General features: G+C 66.7%; 13 protein-coding genes. 1 reads left to right on the top strand and 12 read right to left on the bottom strand.

The annotated features are described in order from the left end of the window. Nucleotides 1-2: 2 nt before the first annotated feature. The 3 genes from F3I62_RS09475 to F3I62_RS09465 are packed head-to-tail and all read right to left on the bottom strand — an operon-like array spanning nt 3 to nt 1742. Nucleotides 3-263: a phosphopantetheine-binding protein gene (locus F3I62_RS09475; RefSeq protein ID WP_160489397.1), complete on the bottom strand. Its 261-nt coding sequence runs from the start codon at nt 261-263 to the stop codon at nt 3-5. Then, nucleotides 244-1041, bottom strand: coding sequence for a 1-acyl-sn-glycerol-3-phosphate acyltransferase (locus tag F3I62_RS09470; protein WP_160489396.1), 798 nt, complete (start codon nt 1039-1041; stop codon nt 244-246). Before F3I62_RS09470 ends, F3I62_RS09475 begins: the two co-directional genes overlap by 20 nt. Continuing rightward, nucleotides 1026-1742, bottom strand: coding sequence for a beta-ketoacyl synthase chain length factor (locus tag F3I62_RS09465; protein ID WP_160489395.1), 717 nt, complete (start codon nt 1740-1742; stop codon nt 1026-1028). Before F3I62_RS09465 ends, F3I62_RS09470 begins: the two co-directional genes overlap by 16 nt. A 235-nt stretch (nt 1743-1977) precedes the next feature. Here F3I62_RS09465 and F3I62_RS09460 point away from each other — a divergent pair, with 235 nt between their 5' ends. Next, nucleotides 1978-2745, top strand: a complete 768-nt coding sequence (locus F3I62_RS09460; RefSeq protein WP_160489394.1) for a ParA family protein — start codon at nt 1978-1980, stop codon at nt 2743-2745. Nucleotides 2746-2798: 53 nt separating this feature from the next. Here F3I62_RS09460 and F3I62_RS09455 read toward each other — a convergent pair whose 3' ends face one another. The 9 genes from F3I62_RS09455 to F3I62_RS09415 all read right to left on the bottom strand — a co-directional run bounded on the left by F3I62_RS09455 (nt 2799) and on the right by F3I62_RS09415 (nt 16939). Next, nucleotides 2799-3593, bottom strand: coding sequence for a universal stress protein (locus F3I62_RS09455; RefSeq protein ID WP_160489393.1), 795 nt, complete (start codon nt 3591-3593; stop codon nt 2799-2801). A 111-nt stretch (nt 3594-3704) separates the two neighbouring features. Further along, nucleotides 3705-4148 carry a PaaI family thioesterase gene (locus F3I62_RS09450; protein ID WP_160489392.1) on the bottom strand — a complete coding sequence of 148 codons (444 nt, stop codon included), beginning with the start codon at nt 4146-4148 and terminating at the stop codon, nt 3705-3707. A gap of 123 nt (nt 4149-4271) precedes the next feature. Next, entirely contained in the window at nt 4272-4706 is a 435-nt protein-coding gene (trxC, locus tag F3I62_RS09445) for a thioredoxin TrxC (protein WP_160489391.1), read from the bottom strand. A gap of 59 nt (nt 4707-4765) precedes the next feature. Further along, complete coding sequence (locus tag F3I62_RS09440; protein WP_160489390.1) at nt 4766-6043, bottom strand: bifunctional O-acetylhomoserine aminocarboxypropyltransferase/cysteine synthase; 1278 nt, start codon at nt 6041-6043, stop codon at nt 4766-4768. A 116-nt stretch (nt 6044-6159) separates the two neighbouring features. Continuing rightward, a complete protein-coding gene (locus F3I62_RS09435; RefSeq protein ID WP_160489389.1) occupies nt 6160-7950 on the bottom strand; it encodes an SLC13 family permease in 1791 nt (596 codons plus the stop codon). A 165-nt stretch (nt 7951-8115) separates the two neighbouring features. Then, the gene (gene selO, locus F3I62_RS09430; RefSeq protein WP_160489388.1) at nt 8116-9579 is read right to left on the bottom strand and encodes a protein adenylyltransferase SelO; all 1464 of its coding nucleotides are present in this window, start codon (nt 9577-9579) and stop codon (nt 8116-8118) included. 84 nt (nt 9580-9663) lie between these two features. Continuing rightward, entirely contained in the window at nt 9664-13023 is a 3360-nt protein-coding gene (gene mscK, locus F3I62_RS09425) for a mechanosensitive channel MscK (RefSeq protein WP_160489387.1), read from the bottom strand. Between the two features lie 94 nt (nt 13024-13117). Then, nucleotides 13118-14866 (bottom strand): potassium/proton antiporter, encoded by a 1749-nt coding sequence (locus F3I62_RS09420; protein WP_160489386.1) that lies wholly within the window; start codon nt 14864-14866, stop codon nt 13118-13120. A 270-nt stretch (nt 14867-15136) separates the two neighbouring features. Then, nucleotides 15137-16939, bottom strand: a complete 1803-nt coding sequence (locus tag F3I62_RS09415) for an acyl-CoA dehydrogenase (protein ID WP_160489385.1) — start codon at nt 16937-16939, stop codon at nt 15137-15139. Nucleotides 16940-16957 lie beyond the last annotated feature (18 nt).

The following is a 16957-nucleotide window of genomic DNA, read 5'->3' as shown; positions in this document are numbered from 1 at the left end:
CCTCAGGCGGCCTGTTTCGCGGCAACGAAGGCAGCCAGGCTGGCCACGTTGGCGAAGTGTTGGCGGGTGTCCTTGGCTTCGGCGTCGATCTTGATGCCGAAACGCTTCTGGATCGCCAGGCCCAGTTCGAGGGCGTCCACCGAATCCAGGCCCAGGCCGTCGCCGAACAGGGCCAGGTCGGCAGCGATATCTTCGGCGACCATGTCTTCGAGGCCGAGGGCTTCGATGATCAGGTTCTTGATCTCAGTTTGCAGATCGCTCATCTGTTGCGAGCTCCTTCATAAAGTGTTGGTGCAGATGGTCGTTGAGTTTGCGCGAGGCGATGGGCAGCGGGGCCTGCGCGGTGAATTGCCGCGGGTCGATATCCTCGCCCACGCGCAGGCGAAAGTGAAAACGGCGCGACGGAATGCTGTACCAGGGTTCGGCCTTGGTCAGGGTGGTCGGGCTGACGCTGATCACCACCGGGGTCACCAGGCGCGCGCCGCGCACGGCAATGGCCGCGGCGCCCCGGTGAAACTCCGGGGTTTGCCCCGGCGTGGTGCGCGTGCCTTCGGGGAAGATGATCAGGGTCTGGCCTTCCTGCAGGGCGCCGGCGGCCTCGTCGAGCATGTCCAGGCTGCCGCTGTTGCTGATGAAACCGGCGGCGCGGATCGGCCCGCGCATGCTCGGGTTGTCCCACAGGCTCTGCTTGACCACGCAGTTGGCGTCGCGGATGAAGGCGATCAGTACCACCACGTCGATCAGCGAGGGGTGGTTGGCGATCACCAGCTGCCCGGGGCGGCCGAGGCGTTCGCTGCCCTCGACTTCATAGGTCAGCACGCCGCTGTGGTACATGAAACGGACGAACTGGTAGAAGGTCCAGCTGACCACGGCGCGGGCGCGGGTGCGCCGGGCCAGGGCGTCGCCGGGCAGCAGGCCGAGCAGCGGGAACACCAGCACGCGCAGCAGCACGCCGCCGATGCCGAACAGGCCGAAGCTGAGGGCTGTGGCGAGCAGGCGCCAGGCGTAGGGGGCGCTGCGCTGGCTCAGGCCTTGTTGCATGACCAGCTCCAGTGACGGTTCTTGCAATGATGCTGCAGCGCGCGCCGGCCGCTGCTCAGGGCGCGCGCCAGCTGCAGGGCGTGCGGCCACTCGGCGCGCGGCCCGCTGCCGGGCTGCAGGCTCAGTTGCCAGTCGCTGCCGGGGGTGAGCAGCAGGGCGACGGCGTAGGAAAACGGCACATCGTCGATGAACGGCGCATACAGCGCCGGCGGGGTTTCCTCGGCGACCACCAGCAGCACGGCGGGCACGCCGTCGCCGAGCAGGCTGGCGGCTTCCAGCAGGCCCTGTTCGAGGCCATCGGCTTCGCCGGCCAGGGCGCTCATTTCGCTGCGGTCGGCGCGCAGGATCGACCACAGGCCGATGATCGCGTTATGCACCGAGAGGCTGAACTGGGTCGGCGACAGCGGCTCGTTGTGCGCCAGGTCGGCGAGGATGTTCAGGGTGCGCGGGGTTTCCCCGTGTCGGCTGACGAATACCAGCGGCAGCGGGCCCCGGGCTTCGGCGATGGGCCAGGCGACGTGGAACAGCATGCGCGCCAGGCGGCTCAGGCGGCGCCGCTGCATGGCCGGGAGAAAGCTGACGTCCGGTTGCTCGCCGTTGTCGTTCAGGTGCCGCGGGGCATGCAGCCAGGCCTGGCAGTCGTGGTCGGCGTCCAGCCCGGGAGCCCAGGCGCGCCAGCTGGCGATATTGAAATGTGTCACGCGGAGCACTCTTCCCGGCCCCTTTGGGCTTCCTTGTCTACAGCGACACCCCTGCCAGCAGGCGAGCTGCGGCAAAAGTCATGGCGAGGAGCCGGTATTATCCCGTCAGCGTGCTGACTGCGCAAATTTTGACACAGTTGCCCGCAGCGCCAGTCTTGCGCTTTTTGCCGAACTCCTCGCCCTTGCCCCGCGCTTTGCATAGAATCCTCTCCATTCGGGCTCAGGGAGGTGTGGCATGCGGCGAGTGGTGTTCAACCAGAAGGGCGGTGTGGGCAAGTCCAGCATCGCCTGCAACCTGGCGGCGGTGAGCGCGGCGGAGGGCTATCGCACCCTGCTGATCGACCTGGATGCCCAGGCCAATTCGACCCATTACCTGACCGGGCTGACCGGCGACGACATTCCCATGGGCATCGCCGAGTTCTTCAAGGGCAGCCTGTCGTCCGGGCCGTTCGCCAAGAAGGGCTCGGTGGATATCTACGAAACGCCGTTCGACAACCTGCATGTGGTCACCGCCACCGCCGAGCTGGCCGATCTGCAGCCCAAGCTGGAGCAGAAACACAAGATCAACAAGCTGCGCAAGCTGTTGGAGGAGCTGGGCGAGGACTACGAGCGGATTTACCTGGATACCCCGCCGGCGCTGAACTTCTACACCGTCTCCGCGCTGATCGCCGCCGACCGCGTGCTGATCCCCTTCGACTGCGACAGCTTCTCGCGCCAGGCCCTGTACGGCCTGCTACGCGAGATCGAGGAGCTGCGCGAGGACCATAACGAAGGCCTGGAAGTCGAAGGCATCGTGGTCAACCAGTTCCAGCCGCGCGCCACCCTGCCGCAGCAGCTGCTCGACGAGCTGATTGCCGAAGGTCTGCCGGTGTTACCGGTCAATCTGATGAGCTCGGTGCGCATGCGCGAGTCGCACCAGGCCTGCATCCCGCTGATCCACCTGGATCGCAGCCACAAGCTGACCCAGCAGTTCGTCGAGCTGCACAAGCTGCTGGAAAGCTGAGTCCCTGGCTCTAACAAGAAAGGCGCCTGAGGGCGCCTTTCTTTTATCTGCTTTCAACGCACCACAAACACGTCGCACGGCGCCTTGTGCAGGAAGTGCTGGGCCAGGCTGCCGAGCAGGGCCTGGGACAGCGCGCCGCGGCCATGGCAGCCGAGTACCAGCAACTGCGGCTGGCGGCTGCCAATGCACTCCTGCAGGCCGCGCAGGATGCCGCCCTGCTTGATCTCATGGGACAGGCTCGGGCTGCCGGGTGGCAGTTGCTGGGATTCGTCGGCGATCAGTTGGTCGATCAGGGCGTGCTGGGTCGCCAGTTGAGTGGCGCTGTCGGCCTGGTTCTTCTGCGGCTCGAACACATGCAGGGCGTGGATGTTGGCTTCGGCCGGCAGCAGCTGGCAGGCGCGGTTGAGGGCGGTGCAGGCGCACAGGGAGAAGTCCAGGGCGGCAACCGCCTCGCGGTAGGGCTGGTCTTCGTCGCGGGCCACCAGCAGCAGCGGCACCGGACAGCGCCGGGCGATGCGGTCGAGGGTGGTGCCGGAGAAGAATTCATGGCGCTGGTGGTGGGCGCCGAGTACCAGCAGGTCGGCATCGAGCTGCTGCACCTGCTCCAGCACGGCGTCGGCGGGTTTGCCCAGGCACAGCTTGAGCTCGCTGCCGGGCGGGGCGAACCGGGTCAGGCTGTTGTCCAGCTCCTGGTGGACGCGGTCCTGCTCGGCCTGGCCGAGGCGGCTGTCGAGCACGTGGAGCAGGGTCAGGCGGGCATTGTGCTGGCGGGCCAGCTGCGCGGCGCGGCGCAGGGCGAGGTCGGCAGTGCTGCGCAAGTCATGGGCGATAAGGATGTGCTTGATCATCTGGAGTCCCCTTTGCGTCGCGAACTGCCGCGACGTGCTGCAACCTCTGGAGGGTTTTTAGTGTGACCCCCATTGATAGACCTGCTTTTGATCCGCGGCAAGTTCCGTGTGTCAGTGCTTGCGTAATTGATACAACGCGCAGCTCTGTGCCACCACTTCGCCACCAGCATCGCGCAGTTGCAGTTCGAGGTGGTACTCGGCCTTGCCCACGCGCTCGGCCTCGTCCTCTATGCGGGCGATCTCGGCGGCGTCCAGGCAGGCCTCGACCAGGATGTCGCTGCCGGCCGGGCGGCGGAAGTTCAGGTTCAGTTCCTTGACGATGGGGTAGAAGCGCTGGGCGTCGAAGCTGGTGAGGAACAGCGCGCCGCCAGGGATTTCCGCCAGGGTGAACAGGGCGCCGGCGTACATGCTGCCGATATGGTTCTGGTTGCCCTCCAGCGGCATGCGCAGGCGCACGCGTCCGGGTTCGAGAACCTCGGCCTTGAGGCCGCAGCGCTTGACGAAGGCGATCTTCTCTTCGGTGAACAGGCGGGCCATTTCGGCGGGCAGTGGCATGGGCGGCATTCCTCATGGGGGATGCCGCCAGCCTAGCGCCTGCCGGGCGCGCGGCAATGACGGGTGCGCTCGCCGGGGCTGACCGATCCGCTCAGGAGGCGTGTCGTGCGCGGCGGCTGCCGCTCAGATGCCGTGCTGGCGCAACCAGCCGAGCAGTTGCGGCAGCGGCAGGGCGCCGCTCTGGCGGGCCACTTCGACGCCGCCCTTGAGCAGGATCAGGGTCGGGATCGAGCGGATGCCCATTTCGGCGGACAGTTGCGGATTGGCTTCGCTGTCCAGCTTGGCCAGGCGGCAGCGGCCCCGCAGCTGGTCGGCGGCCTGCTCGAAGATCGGTGCGAAGCTGCGGCACGGGCCGCACCAGCTGGCCCAGACATCGATCAACAGCGGCAGGTCGCCCTTGTTCTGTGCGGCGAAGCTGGCCTGGGTCAGCGCGAAGGGTTGGCCGGGCAGCACGTCGGCCTTGCAGCGGCCGCAGCGCGGCGCATCGCCCAGGCGTTCGCCGGGAATGCGGTTGAGGCCGTTGCAGTGCGGGCAGGGGATCAGCAGGGGGTTGGACATGGGCGACTCCAGAGGCGGTATGCCTAATCTGGAGTCGCTTGCGCGGATATCAAGGGCGATCAGCTCGCCGCAGCCTCCAGCGCCTGGGCCAGGTCGGCGAGGATGTCGTCGCTGTGCTCGATGCCGATCGACAGGCGCACCATGTCGCGCGGCACCCCGGCGCGTTCCAGCTCCGCGTCGTTGAGCTGGCGGTGGGTGGTGGAGGCCGGGTGGCAGGCCAGCGACTTGGCGTCGCCGATATTCACCAGGCGCACCACCAGCTGCAGGGCATCGATGAAGCGCGCGCCGGCTTCCTGGCCGCCCTTGATGCCGAACGAGAGGATCGAGGCCGGCTTGCCGCCGGTGTAGCGCAGGGCCAGCTCATGCTCCGGGTGGTCCGGCAGGCCGGCATACTTCACCCAGGCCACCTGCGGGTGGTTCTGCAGGTAGTGCGCCACCTTCAGGGCGTTCTCGCAGTGGCGCTCCATGCGCAGGGCCAGGGTCTCCAGGCCTTGCAGGATGAGGAAGGCGTTGAACGGCGACAGCGCCGCGCCGGTGTTGCGCAGCGGCACCACGCGGCAGCGGCCGATAAAGGCGGCCGCACCAAAAACGTCCGTGTAGGTCACGCCGTGGTAGGACGGGTCCGGGGTGTTGAGCAGCGGGAAGCGCGCCTTGTGCTCGGCCCAGGGGAACTTGCCGGAGTCGACGACTATGCCGCCGATGCTGGTGCCGTGGCCGCCGATGTACTTGGTCAGCGAGTGCACGACGATGTCGGCGCCGTGCTCGAACGGCCGACAGAGGATCGGCGTGGCCACGGTGTTGTCGACGATCAGCGGCACGCCATGGCGGTGCGCGGCGGCGGCCAGGGCTGCCAGGTCGACGATGTTGCCGGCCGGGTTGCCGATGGATTCGCAGAACACCGCCTTGGTCCGCTCGTCGATCAGCGCCTCCAGGGCGGCGATGTCGTCGTGGGCGGCGAAGCGGGTCTGGATGCCGAAGCGCGGCAGGGTGTGGGCCAGCAGGTTGTAGGTGCCGCCATAGAGCTTGGCCACCGAGACGATGTTGTCGCCGGCTTCGGCCACGGTCTGGATCGCGTAGGTGATGGCCGCCATGCCGGAGGCCACGGCCAGCGCGCCGATGCCACCTTCCAGCGCCGCCACGCGCTCTTCGAGCACGGCGTTGGTCGGGTTCATGATGCGCGAGTAGATGTTGCCGGCGACCTTCAGGTCGAACAGGTCGGCGCCGTGCTGGGTGTCGTCGAAGGCGAAGGAGCTGGTCTGATAGATCGGTACCGCCACCGCCTTGGTGGTCGGGTCAGGGCTGTAACCGGCGTGGATGGCCAGGGTTTCCAGTTTCATGCAAGCGTTCCTTCAGGGGCAGATTGGAAGGTTCGCAGCATGGAGAAGGCGGCAAGGCCCGGTCAATGCGCTGGAGCAATGAAACGGGCTTTGGGCTAGATCGTTTTCGCTAGGAGTTATGCCGGGTTGAGCGGCCAGATCAGCGGAATCACCAGCATGGCGACGCCGACCATGAGGATGTTCAGCGGGATGCCGATGCGCATGAAATCGCTGAAACGGTAGCCGCCGGCGTTGTAGACGAAGGTGTTGGTCTGGTAGCCGATCGGGGTGGCGAAGCTGACGCTGGCGGCGAACATCACCGCGACCACAAAGGGGCGCGGGTCGAGGCCCAGGCTCTGGGCGATGCCGATCGCTACCGGGGTGACCAGCACCGCCACCGCGTTGTTGGAGAGGATCTCGGTGAGGACAGTGGTCAGCAGGTAGACGAAGCCGAGCACCAGCAACGGGCTGGCATTGGGAATGGCCATCATGGTGTGGCTGACGATCAGGTCGATCAGGCCGACCTTGGCCATGGCGATGCTGATGGCCAGCATGCCGAAGATCAGGCTGAGGATCTTCCAGTCCACCGCCTTGTAGGCGTCCTCGATATCTAGGCAGCGGGTGGCGATCACCACGGCGCAGGCGATCATCGCCAGGCCCTCGATGGGCATCAGTTCGAAGGCGGCCAGCAGCATCACGGCCAGGGTGGCGATAATCGCGATGGGCGCCTTGTCGCGGCGGTAGGCGCGCTCCTGCACGGTGTTGAGGCTGATCAGCTCGCCGTTGTCGGCGAAACGCTTGATCTGTGCGGGAGTGCCTTCGACCAGCATCACGTCGCCGAACTGCAGCTGCAGCTCGTCGAGGTTGCCCTGGATGTTCTCGTCCTGGCGATGCACGGCGAGCACGGCGATGCCGTAGCGCGCCGTCAGGTCGAGGTCACGCATCGGCCGGTGGCTGTAGCGCGAGCCGCGCCCGACTATGGCCTCGGCGAGGATCACGTCATGGCTGCTGACGGTCTCGAAGGCTTCGCCGCGGTTGAAGGTCAGGCGATTGCTCTCGCGCATGTCGACCATGTCCTTGACCTGGCCGTGCAGGACCAGCAGGTCGCCGGATTGCAACAGGGTCTCGGCGGCCGGTTCGGTCAGTTCCTGCTGGTCACGGAAAATTTTCAGCACCTGCAAACCGCTGCCGCCGTTGAGGTGGGCTTCGCTGAGGCTCTTGCCGATCACCGGCGAGTCGTGCGGCACCAGCAATTCGGTCATGAAGGTACGACCCAGGTCCGGCCGCAGCTGCTTGGACAGGGTGTCGCGATTCGGCAGCAGGCGGTCGCTGAACAGCATCAGGTAGACGAAGCCGACCACGCAGAACACCAGTGCCGCCGGGGTGATCTCGAACATGCCGAAGGGCTCCAGGCCGGCCTTGCGTGCCACGCCGTCGACCAGGATGTTGGTCGAGGTGCCGATCATGGTCAGCATGCCGCCCAGTACGGTGGCGAAGGACAGCGGGATCAGCAGCTTGGAGGGCGAGCCATTGGCGCGCTTGGCCAGGGCGATGGCCACTGGCGTGAGGATGGCCACCACCGGGGTGTTATTGAGGAAGGCCGAGATGATCAGCGCGGTGAGCATCAGGCCGGCCAGCATGCGCACCGGGTTATTGCCGACCAGGTCGCCGAGCCAGTTGCCCAGGGCATCGATGCAGCCGGTGCGCTCCAGCGCCGCGGACAGCACGAACATGCAGGCGATGGTGGCCGGCGCCGAGTTGCTCAGTACGCCGAGTACTTCACCGGGGGTGAGGATCTGCGCCACCAGCAGGGCGGCCACGGCGATTGCCGCGACCACGTCCGGACTCCATTTCTCGCGCACGAAGGAAACCAGCAGCCAGACCAGCAGGGCGGCGACGAAAATAAGCGGTAGCGAGTCCCAGGACATGGGCTTCCTTAAGCGTGTGAATCTCGTATGAGGTATCGGGCAGGCATCAGGCAGCCGCACAGGGGCGAAAAGATAATGGCCTTCGCTTAGATAGTCTAAGAATGTTTGGATAGGTTTATATGCTTATTCGGTTTAACCGATAAACCATGTTCGCTCGGGCTGGCATCAGGACGAACAGCTGATTTCCAGGTGCTTGCCCCACTCCGGCGGGCGCTCGGCGTAGCGGGCCATGCCCGGCTGTTCCGCGAAGGGGCGGGCGAGTACCGAGTGCAGTTCGCGCACCGGGGCGTAGTCGCCGGCCTCGGCGGCTTCGATGGCCTGCTGCGCCAGGTAGTTGCGCAGCACGTACAGCGGGTTGACCGCGTGCATGCGCGGGCGTCGGTCTTCCTGGCTGGCGCCGTCGCGGGCGCTGCGGGCGCAATAGCTGCTTGCCCAGGCATCGAAGGCGGCGCGGTCGACGAAATCGTCGCGCAGTTCGGCAACGGCAGCCTGCGGCGCCTGCTCGCCGAGGCGGCGGAAGAACAGGCTGTAGTCCACCGAGCGACTCTGCTGCATCAGTTGCAGCAGCTGCTGGATCAGCTCCTCGTCGCCGTCCTCGGCACTGCTCAGGCCCAGGCGCCGGCACATCAGGTCGAGGTAGTGCGCCTGGTACAGCGGCAGGAACAGTTCCAGGCTGGCGCGCAGCTGCTCGACCTCGACCAGCGGCGTCAGCGCCTGCCCCAGGGCGGCCAGGTTCCACTGGGCGATCGGCACCTGGTTGCTGAAGCTGTAACGCCCCGAGTCGTCGGAATGGTTACAGATATGGTTGGCGTCGAAGTCGTCGAGGAAGGCATAGGGGCCGTAGTCGAAGGTGATGCCGAGGATCGACATGTTGTCGCTGTTCATCACCCCGTGGCAGAAACCGTAGGCCTGCCACTGGGCGATCAGCGCGGCGTTGCGCTCCACCACTTCGCGGAACAGCGCGGCGAAGGGCTGTGGCTGGACCTGGCACTCGGGGAAATGGCAGGCCAGCACGTGCTCGGCCAGCTGGCGCAGCTGCTCGTGCTGCTTGGTGTAGTAGAAGTACTCGAAGTGGCCGAAGCGCACATGGCTCTGCGCCAGGCGCAGGACCATCGCCGCGCTTTCGCGCTTCTCGCGCCACACCGGAGTGCTTGAGCCGGTCACGCACAGCGCGCGGCTGGTGGGGATGCCCAGGGCATGCAGGTATTCGCTGGCGAGGAATTCGCGGATCGAGCTGCGCAGCACCGCGCGGCCGTCGCCCATGCGTGACCAGGGAGTCTGGCCGGCGCCTTTCAGGTGCAGGTCCCAGTGCTCGCCGGCAGCGTTGACCACCTCGCCCAGCAGCAGGCCGCGGCCATCGCCCAGACGCGGGTTGTAGCTGCCGAACTGGTGTCCGGAATAGACCATGGCGCGCGGCTCGGCGTCGCTCCACAGCTTGTGCCCGGCGAAAATCTGGGCGAATTCCTCGCTGTCGGCTTCGGCCGGATCGAGGTCGAGCAGGGCCATGGCCGCCGGGCTGGCCACCACCAGACGCGGCGCCTCGATCGGCTCGGGCAGCACGGGGGTGGAGAAGGCATCGCCCAGGCGGGCGTAGCGGTTATCGAAGACGAGGTCGATGAGGGCTTTCACTGCAGGGCTCCGCGACAATTCCGAGCATTTTGCTCGGTTTTGTCGCGAAGCGTCCAGCCGGCCAGTCCTATCGGCTGGCGCGCGCTACTGCGGATCGACGGCCGGCGCGGCGGGCGGCAGTTTTGGCTGCTGGCTATCGGCGGCGGCCGTGGCCGCGACCATCTGCCCGGTGGTCAGGTTGAGTTCCTGGCCGTGCAGGTTCTTGATCATCACCTCGACCTGGTTGAAGGCCATCTCCACCTTGTGCTCGCGGAAGCTCAGGGCGATGCGGGTGAGGATTTCGTCGGTGGCGGCGTTGCGGTCGCCCAGCTCGCGCACGTGGAAGCGCAGCTCGTAGTCGAAGGTGCTGGCGCTGATGGTGAGGAAGTACAGCAGCGGCTCGGGCTCGCGCAGTACCCGCGGGTTCTCGATGGCGGCCTGCATCATCAGCTTGCGCGCCAGCGGCAGGTCGGTCTCGTAGGCCACGCCGATCTTGATGATGACCCGGGTGACCGTGTCGTTGAGCGACCAGTTGACCAGCTGGTCGGTGACGAAGGTCTTGTTCGGGACGATGATTTCCTTGCGGTCGAAATCGGTGATGGTGGTGGCGCGGATGCGGATCTTGCTGACCGTGCCGGACAGGTTGCCGATGGTCACCACGTCGCCGATGCGTGCCGGACGCTCGAACAGGATGATCAGGCCGGAGATGAAGTTGGCGAAGATCTCCTGCATGCCGAAGCCGATGCCCACCGACAGCGCGGCCACCAGCCACTGCAGCTTGTCCCAGCTGACGCCGAGCACCGACAGGGTCATGACGAAGCCGATGCCGCTGATGGCGTAGGACAGCAGGGTGGTGGTGGCGTAGGCACTGCCCTGGGCCAGCGACAGGCGCGACAGCACCAGCACTTCCAGCAGGCCCGGCAGGTTGCTGGCCAGCACCACGGTGATGGCGACGATGATCAGGCCGCCGAGCAGGTCGAGCAGGCTGAGCGGCACCAGGGTCGCCGCGTCGCCGCTGCCGCTGCTGTATTCGTAGAGGGTGATGTTGTCCAGGTAGGTGAACACGCTGAGCAGATCGGCCCACACCCAGTACAGGCAGAGGATGAAGCCGCCGAGCAGGGCCAGGCGGATCAGGCGCATGGACTGCTGGTTGATCTGCTCGATGTCCAGGGTCGGCTCCTCGACCACCGCCTCGCTGCCCTCCAGGCCTTCCTTGGGTGGCGCCTGGCGCTTGCTCAGGGCGCGCTGGTAGGCCAGGCGCCGGGCCGCCACGGCCATGCCGCGCTCGAAGGCCGCTTCGAGGATGAACCACAGCACCAGCAGGTAGAGGGTGTCGATCAGCCGGTCGGTCAGTTTCAGCGCGGTGTAGTAGTAGCCGAAGCACACGGCGGCGAACAGGCCGATCGGCAGGGCGGTGAAGCCCACGCCGACCACCACGCGCAATGCCGGGGCGCGCTCGTGCATCGGCCCGGCCAGCAGCAGGCGGCCGAGCAGCCAGGCCATCAGGGCGTAGCAGCTGAGCACCACGCCGATGCCTATGACATCCTCGGCCAGGGCGGCCGGCTGATGCTCGGCCACCGCCACCACGCCGACCAGGGCCATGACCACCAGGCCCAGGCGGCGTACCTGGGTGTTGAGGAAGGCCACCCGCGGCCGCTCCCAGCGGAAATGCAGCTCGCCGACGCCATGCGGGGCGAGGATGCGGTACAGGGTGTAGAACACCAGCCAGGCCTGGGCCATTTCCAGCAGGGCCGTGCCGAGGTTGGCGTTCTGCCCGCGCGCATCGATCAGCAGGGCCACGCCGCACAGGGTGAGGAACAGGGTGACCGGTAGCGCCAGGAGGATGTTGATGAAGATCGCCAGCGGCGTGTGCAGCTGGCTGTCGTGCTTGTAGTGGCCGATGTCCTGATGCAGGCCGCGCAGTTTTTCGTACAGCCAGCTGCGCCGCCAGATCAGGGCGCCGATCAGCAGCAGCAGCGGAATGAACAGCCAGGGCCGGTCGACCAGGCCGGCGCCCAGCTCGCGCACCCCGGCGCCCCAGGGCACGGCATTCAGCTGGCGCTCCAGCAGGGTCGGTACCTGCTTCAGCCAGGCCAGGTCCAGCGGCTTGTTGCTGGGGATCCAGAACATCTGTTCTTCGAGGGTGTTGCTCAGGGTGCTGGCCGTGGCCTGCAGCTGCTTCTGGTTGAGCTGCAGGGTGATCGACTCGTTGAGCAGGGTATTCAGTTCGCGGTTCAGCCGGTCGAGCAGCTCGCTGCGGGTGGTGACCAGTTCCAGCAGGGTCTTGCGCAGTTCGGGAGTGATCTGTTCCTGCGCTTGCGAGGCCAGCAGGCCGTCGACGTACTCGGTGAGATTGTTCAGCGCATCGCGCTTCTGGTTCAGCTCGAACTGGTACAGGCGGATGTCGGCGATCTGGTCGGCCAGGTTCTTGTCCAGTTGCAGTTGCGGCAGGGCCTGCTTCTGCTGGTAGAGGATCTTGGCCAGCAGCAGGCTGCCCCTGAGCACGTCGATCTGCTCTTCCAGGGCCTGGTCGGCCTGGTTGACGCTGTCCAGTTGCTGCTTGGTCTGCAGGTTGAGGCGGGTCAGCTCGTTGAGGCGGTCGGTGATGCGCAGCAGGTGGTCGGAGAGCTTGAGGTTTTCCGCGCTTTCCTTGGCCAGCAGGCTGTCCGGGGTGGCCTTCTCGGCCTCGCGCGACAGTTCGGCGACGGTCTGCTCGCTGCTTTCCCGGCGCTTGTCGTTGATCAGCGACTGCAGGTCGAGGCTTTCCTGTTCCAGGCGGCGGATGCGCTCGGTGAGCAGGTCGTGGCGGCTGTTGCCGAGGTCCTGCAGCAGGTTGTTGCCGGCCAGCTCCTGGCGGCGCAGCTCGGTCAGCGCGGTCAGCGCCGCCAGTTCGGCGCTGAGCTGGTCGCGCTGCTCGGCGCCGATCGGCTTGCCGGCATCCTTGCCGACCTTGAGCAGGTTGTTGATCTTCAGGGTGCGGGTCTGGTTGCTGCTGATCTCGGCCTGGGCGCGCTCCGGGCGGGTCTGCGCGGTGATCAGCAGGCTGTTGGCCTCGGCCAGTTCCTGCTGCCAGGCGGAGAGCTGGCTGGTGCGTTCACTGAGCAGGGTTTCCAGCTGCGTGGCGCTGGACTTGCCGTAGCGCTCGCCGACCGGTTTGACCGGGCTGGCCTTGAGCCGGGTGAGTTCGCGCTGGGCCTCGCCGATCAGGCGTGGCGCATCGCTGAGCTGGCGCTTGAGGTCCTCCAGGCGCTGCTCGCTGTCGGCCTGGCTGGCGAGAAAGGCCAGGGTCTGCTCCAGGGTCTGCTGCAGGGCCTTCTGTTCGGCCTCCGGCAGCTTGCGCTCGGCCAGGCCGTCCAGGCTCTGCTGCACCGCCGCGCGGGTCGGGGCTTCGGCGGCGGCATGGCCGGCGGTCAGAAGGCAGAAGCCCAGCAGGGCGGCGGCGAGGTAGGGGCGTAATACGGACATGGTCGCTTCGGGCGGCTCGGGAAATGATGCGGCTAATGATATGCCAGGCCGGCAGTCGCGTGGCGTGCGCGGCTGCCGATTGCCGGACAAGTGCTTACAGGAACAGGCCGGGGCCGGGCTTGCCCTGTCCTTCGGGGAATCTGACGCCGACTTTGCGCACCTTGTTCCCTTCCATCACGGCCACGGTCCAGGTCAGGCCGTTCCATTCCACCTGGTCGCCGACCACCGGCTGGCCGCCGATCTGGTGGGCGATGAAGCGGCCCAGGTGCAGCTGGCCCTCGGCGCCTTGCAGTTTCAGGCCGTAGAGGGCGGCCACGGCGCTGAGCTGAGCATCGCCTTCGAGGATGAAGTCGCCGAAGAAGCGCAGGTCCTGGGTTCGCGTCGGCGCCTCGATGAACAGCTTGCCCAGGGTCGGCAGGTCGTGTTCGTGGCCGACCACGCAGAGCACGTCGCCGGCTTCCAGTTTGGTACTGCCGGAGGTGTGCAGCAGCTCGCGGCCACGGAACAGCGCGGCGATGCGCGTGCCTTCGGGCATCTTCAGGTCGCGCAGTGGCGCGCCGATGCACCACTTCTCCGCGCCCAGGCGGTAGATGAACAGCTCCCACTCGCTGGTCGGGTGGGTCTCCAGGCCGGCGCGGGAGATCGGCGCCGGGTCCGGCGGTACGGTGACCTTCAGCAGCTTGGCTGCCCAGGGCAGGCTGGTGCCCTGCAGCACCAGGGAGACCAGGACGATGAAGAAGGCCACGTTGAAGAACAGCTGGGCATTCGGCAGGCCGGCCATCAGCGGGAACACGGCAAGAATGATCGGCACCGCGCCGCGCAGGCCGACCCAGGCGATGAAGGCCTTCTCGCGGTCGTGGAAGGCGCGGAACGGCAGCAGGCCGAGGAACACCGACAGCGGCCGGGCGAGCAGGATCATCCACAGCGCCAGGCCGAGGGCCGGGAGGATGATCGGCAGCAGCTCGTGGGGGGTGACCAGCAGGCCGAGGACCAGGAACATGCCGATCTGCGCCAGCCAGGTGAGGCCGTCGAGAATGTGCAGGATGCCGTGGCGCGAGCGGATCGGCCGGTTGCCCAGCAGCAGGCCGCACAGGTAGATGGCCAGGATGCCGCTGCCACCGACGGCATTGGTGACCGCGAAGATCATGATCCCGCCGCTGACCACCAGCAGCGGATACAGGCCGTTGGCCAGGCTCATGCGGTTGATCACCTGCAACAGCAGCCAGCCGCCACCGAGACCGAGCAGGCCGCCGATGCCGAACTGCTGGATCAGGTGCACGACGAAGCTCCAGCTGAAGCCGGACTCGCCGCTGGCGAGCATCTCGATCAGGGTCACGGTGAGGAACACCGCCATCGGATCGTTGCTGCCCGATTCGATTTCCAGGGTGGCGCTGACCCGCTCGTTGAGCCCGCGCCCGCCGAGCAGGCTGAACACCGCCGCGGCATCGGTGGAGCCGACGATGGCGCCAATCAGCAGGCCCTCCAGCCAGCTCAGCTGGAACAGCCAGGCGGCGGCCACGCCGGTCAGCCCGGCGGTGACCAGCACGCCGATGGTGGCCAGCGACAGCGACGGCCACAGGGCCACGCGAAAGCTCGACACGCGTGTGCGCATGCCGCCATCGAGAAGGATGATGGCCAGCGCCAGGTTGCCGACCAGGTAGGCCTGCGAGTAGTCGTTGAAGACGATGCCGCCGGGGCCGTCGGTGCCGGCGAGCATGCCGACCGCGAGGAAGATCACCAGGATCGGGATGCCGAAGCGCGAGCCGAAGGCGCTGACCAGGATGCTCATGGCCACCAGCAGCGCGCCGATCAGAAACAGGCTGTTGATGGTGCTGGCGTCCAAGGGCGTACTCCGGGCGAAAGGGCGGGGGCGCCGCTGCTATGCAGAGGTCATGCCGGATTCTAACCCGTGGCTTTGCCGGGCTGTCAAAAGAAAAGCCCCGCCTGGGCGGGGCTTTTCTTGCCAGATAAATCAGATGGTTAGCCGATGCCTTTGGCGGCGGGTGGGTGGCTTCGTGGGCTTGGCAAGATCCCTAGGGTGCGCCGGGCGCACCCGGGGTTATGCACAAGGCCATGGTGCACACGGCGCACCCTACGCGGTTCGTAGCGACGCTTAGAACCAGGCGTCGTGCATGCCCAGGCAGGTGTCGTCGCGGGCCTCGAGGATGGCCAGGTCGTGGTGGCAGCCCGGCACTTCCCAGGTCAGGAAGTAGCGCGCGGCCTGCAGCTTGCCCTGGTAGAAGTCGGCGTCGGCGGCGTTGCCGCGCGTCAGGCCTTCCTCGGCGCGGATCGCCTGTTCCAGCCAGCGCCAGCCGATCACTGTGTGGCCGAACACCTTGAGGTACAGCGCCGAGTTGGCCAGGCCCTGGTTGACCTTGCCGGCCATCAGGTCGCCGAGCAGGGCCAGGGTCACCGTTTGCAGACGGGCCAGCAGTTGCTCGAGCGGCTGGCGCAGGGCGGTCAGCGAGTCGTACTGGCTGGCGCGCTGGCAGGTGCCGTGGATCAGCTTGAGCAGCTGCTTGAGCGCGGCGCCGCCGTTCATCGAGACCTTGCGCCCGAGCAGGTCGAGCGACTGGATGCCGTGGGTGCCTTCGTGGATCGGATTCAGGCGGTTGTCGCGATAGTACTGCTCCACCGGGTATTCGCGGGTGTAGCCGTGGCCGCCGAGGATCTGGATCGCTAGCTCGTTGGCCTTCAGGCAGAACTCCGACGGCCAGGATTTGACGATCGGGGTGAGCAGGTCGAGCAGTTCCAGGGCGGTCTTGCGCTGTTCCTCGGTCTCCAGGGTCTCGGTGTCGTCGAACAGCCGGGCGGCGTACAGGCCGAGGTCGAAGGCGCCTTCGACATAGGCCTTCTGGGTCAGCAGCATGCGCCGCACGTCGGCGTGCTCGATGATCGACACCTGCTTGGAGGTCGGGTCCTTGCCATCCGGGTGGCGGCCCTGCGGACGGTTGCGCGCGTAGTCCAGCGAGTACAGGTAGCCGGCATAGCCGAGCATGATGGCGCCCATGCCGACGCCGATGCGCGCCTCGTTCATCATCTGGAACATGTAGGCCAGGCCGTGGTGAGGCTTGCCCACCAGATAGCCGATGCAGTCGTCGTTATCGCCGAAGTTCAGCGCGGTGGAGGTGGTGCCGCGCCAGCCCATCTTATGGAACAGACCGGCCAGCAGAGCGTCGTTGCGCTTGCCCAGGCTGCCGTCGTCGTTGACCAGGAACTTGGGCACGATGAACAGGCTGATGCCCTTCACCCCGGGCGGGGCGTCCGGCAGCTTGGCCAGCACCATGTGCACGATGTTCTCCGAAATCGGCTGGTCGCCGCCGGAGATGAAGATCTTGTTGCCCTTGATCCGGTAGCTGCCGTCCGCGTGCGGCTCGGCCTTGGTGCGGATGTCCGACAGCGAGGAGCCGGCGTGCGGCTCGGTCAGGGCCATGGTGCCGAAGAAGCGGCCGTCGATGATCGGCTGCAGGTACTTGCGCTTCTGCTCGTCATTGCCGAAGGCTTCGATCAGGTTGGCCACGCCCATGGTCAGCATCGAGTAGGAGCTGGTGGCGATGTTGGCCGCCTGGAAGTGGGCGAAACAGGCCTGCGACAGCAGGTTGGGCAGCTGCATGCCGCCGTGCTCGAAGTCGCGGGTGGCGTTGAGGAAGCCGGCCTCGTGGAAGGCCTTGAGCGCTGGCGCCACTTCCGGGATCAGCACCGCGGCGCCGTCCACGTACTGCGGCTCGTGCTCGTCGTTCTTGCGGTTGTGCGGGGCGAACAGCTCCTCGGCGATGCCGCGGGCGGTGCCGATGGCCGCGTCGAAGGTCTCGCGGTTGTGCTCGGCGAAACGCTCGCGCCGGGTCAGGGCTTCGGCGTCCAGCACCTCGTAGAGTTCGAAGGCCAGGTTGCGGGAACTGAGCAGGGTCTCGGACATGGGGCGTGCCTCCAGGGG

Source organism: Pseudomonas sp. R-28-1W-6 (assembly GCF_009799925.1).
In the GTDB taxonomy this organism is placed as follows: Bacteria; Pseudomonadota; Gammaproteobacteria; order Pseudomonadales; family Pseudomonadaceae; genus Aquipseudomonas.
The sequence above is the reverse complement of the archived record's forward strand: the minus strand, read 5'-3'. Positions and strand labels throughout refer to the sequence as shown.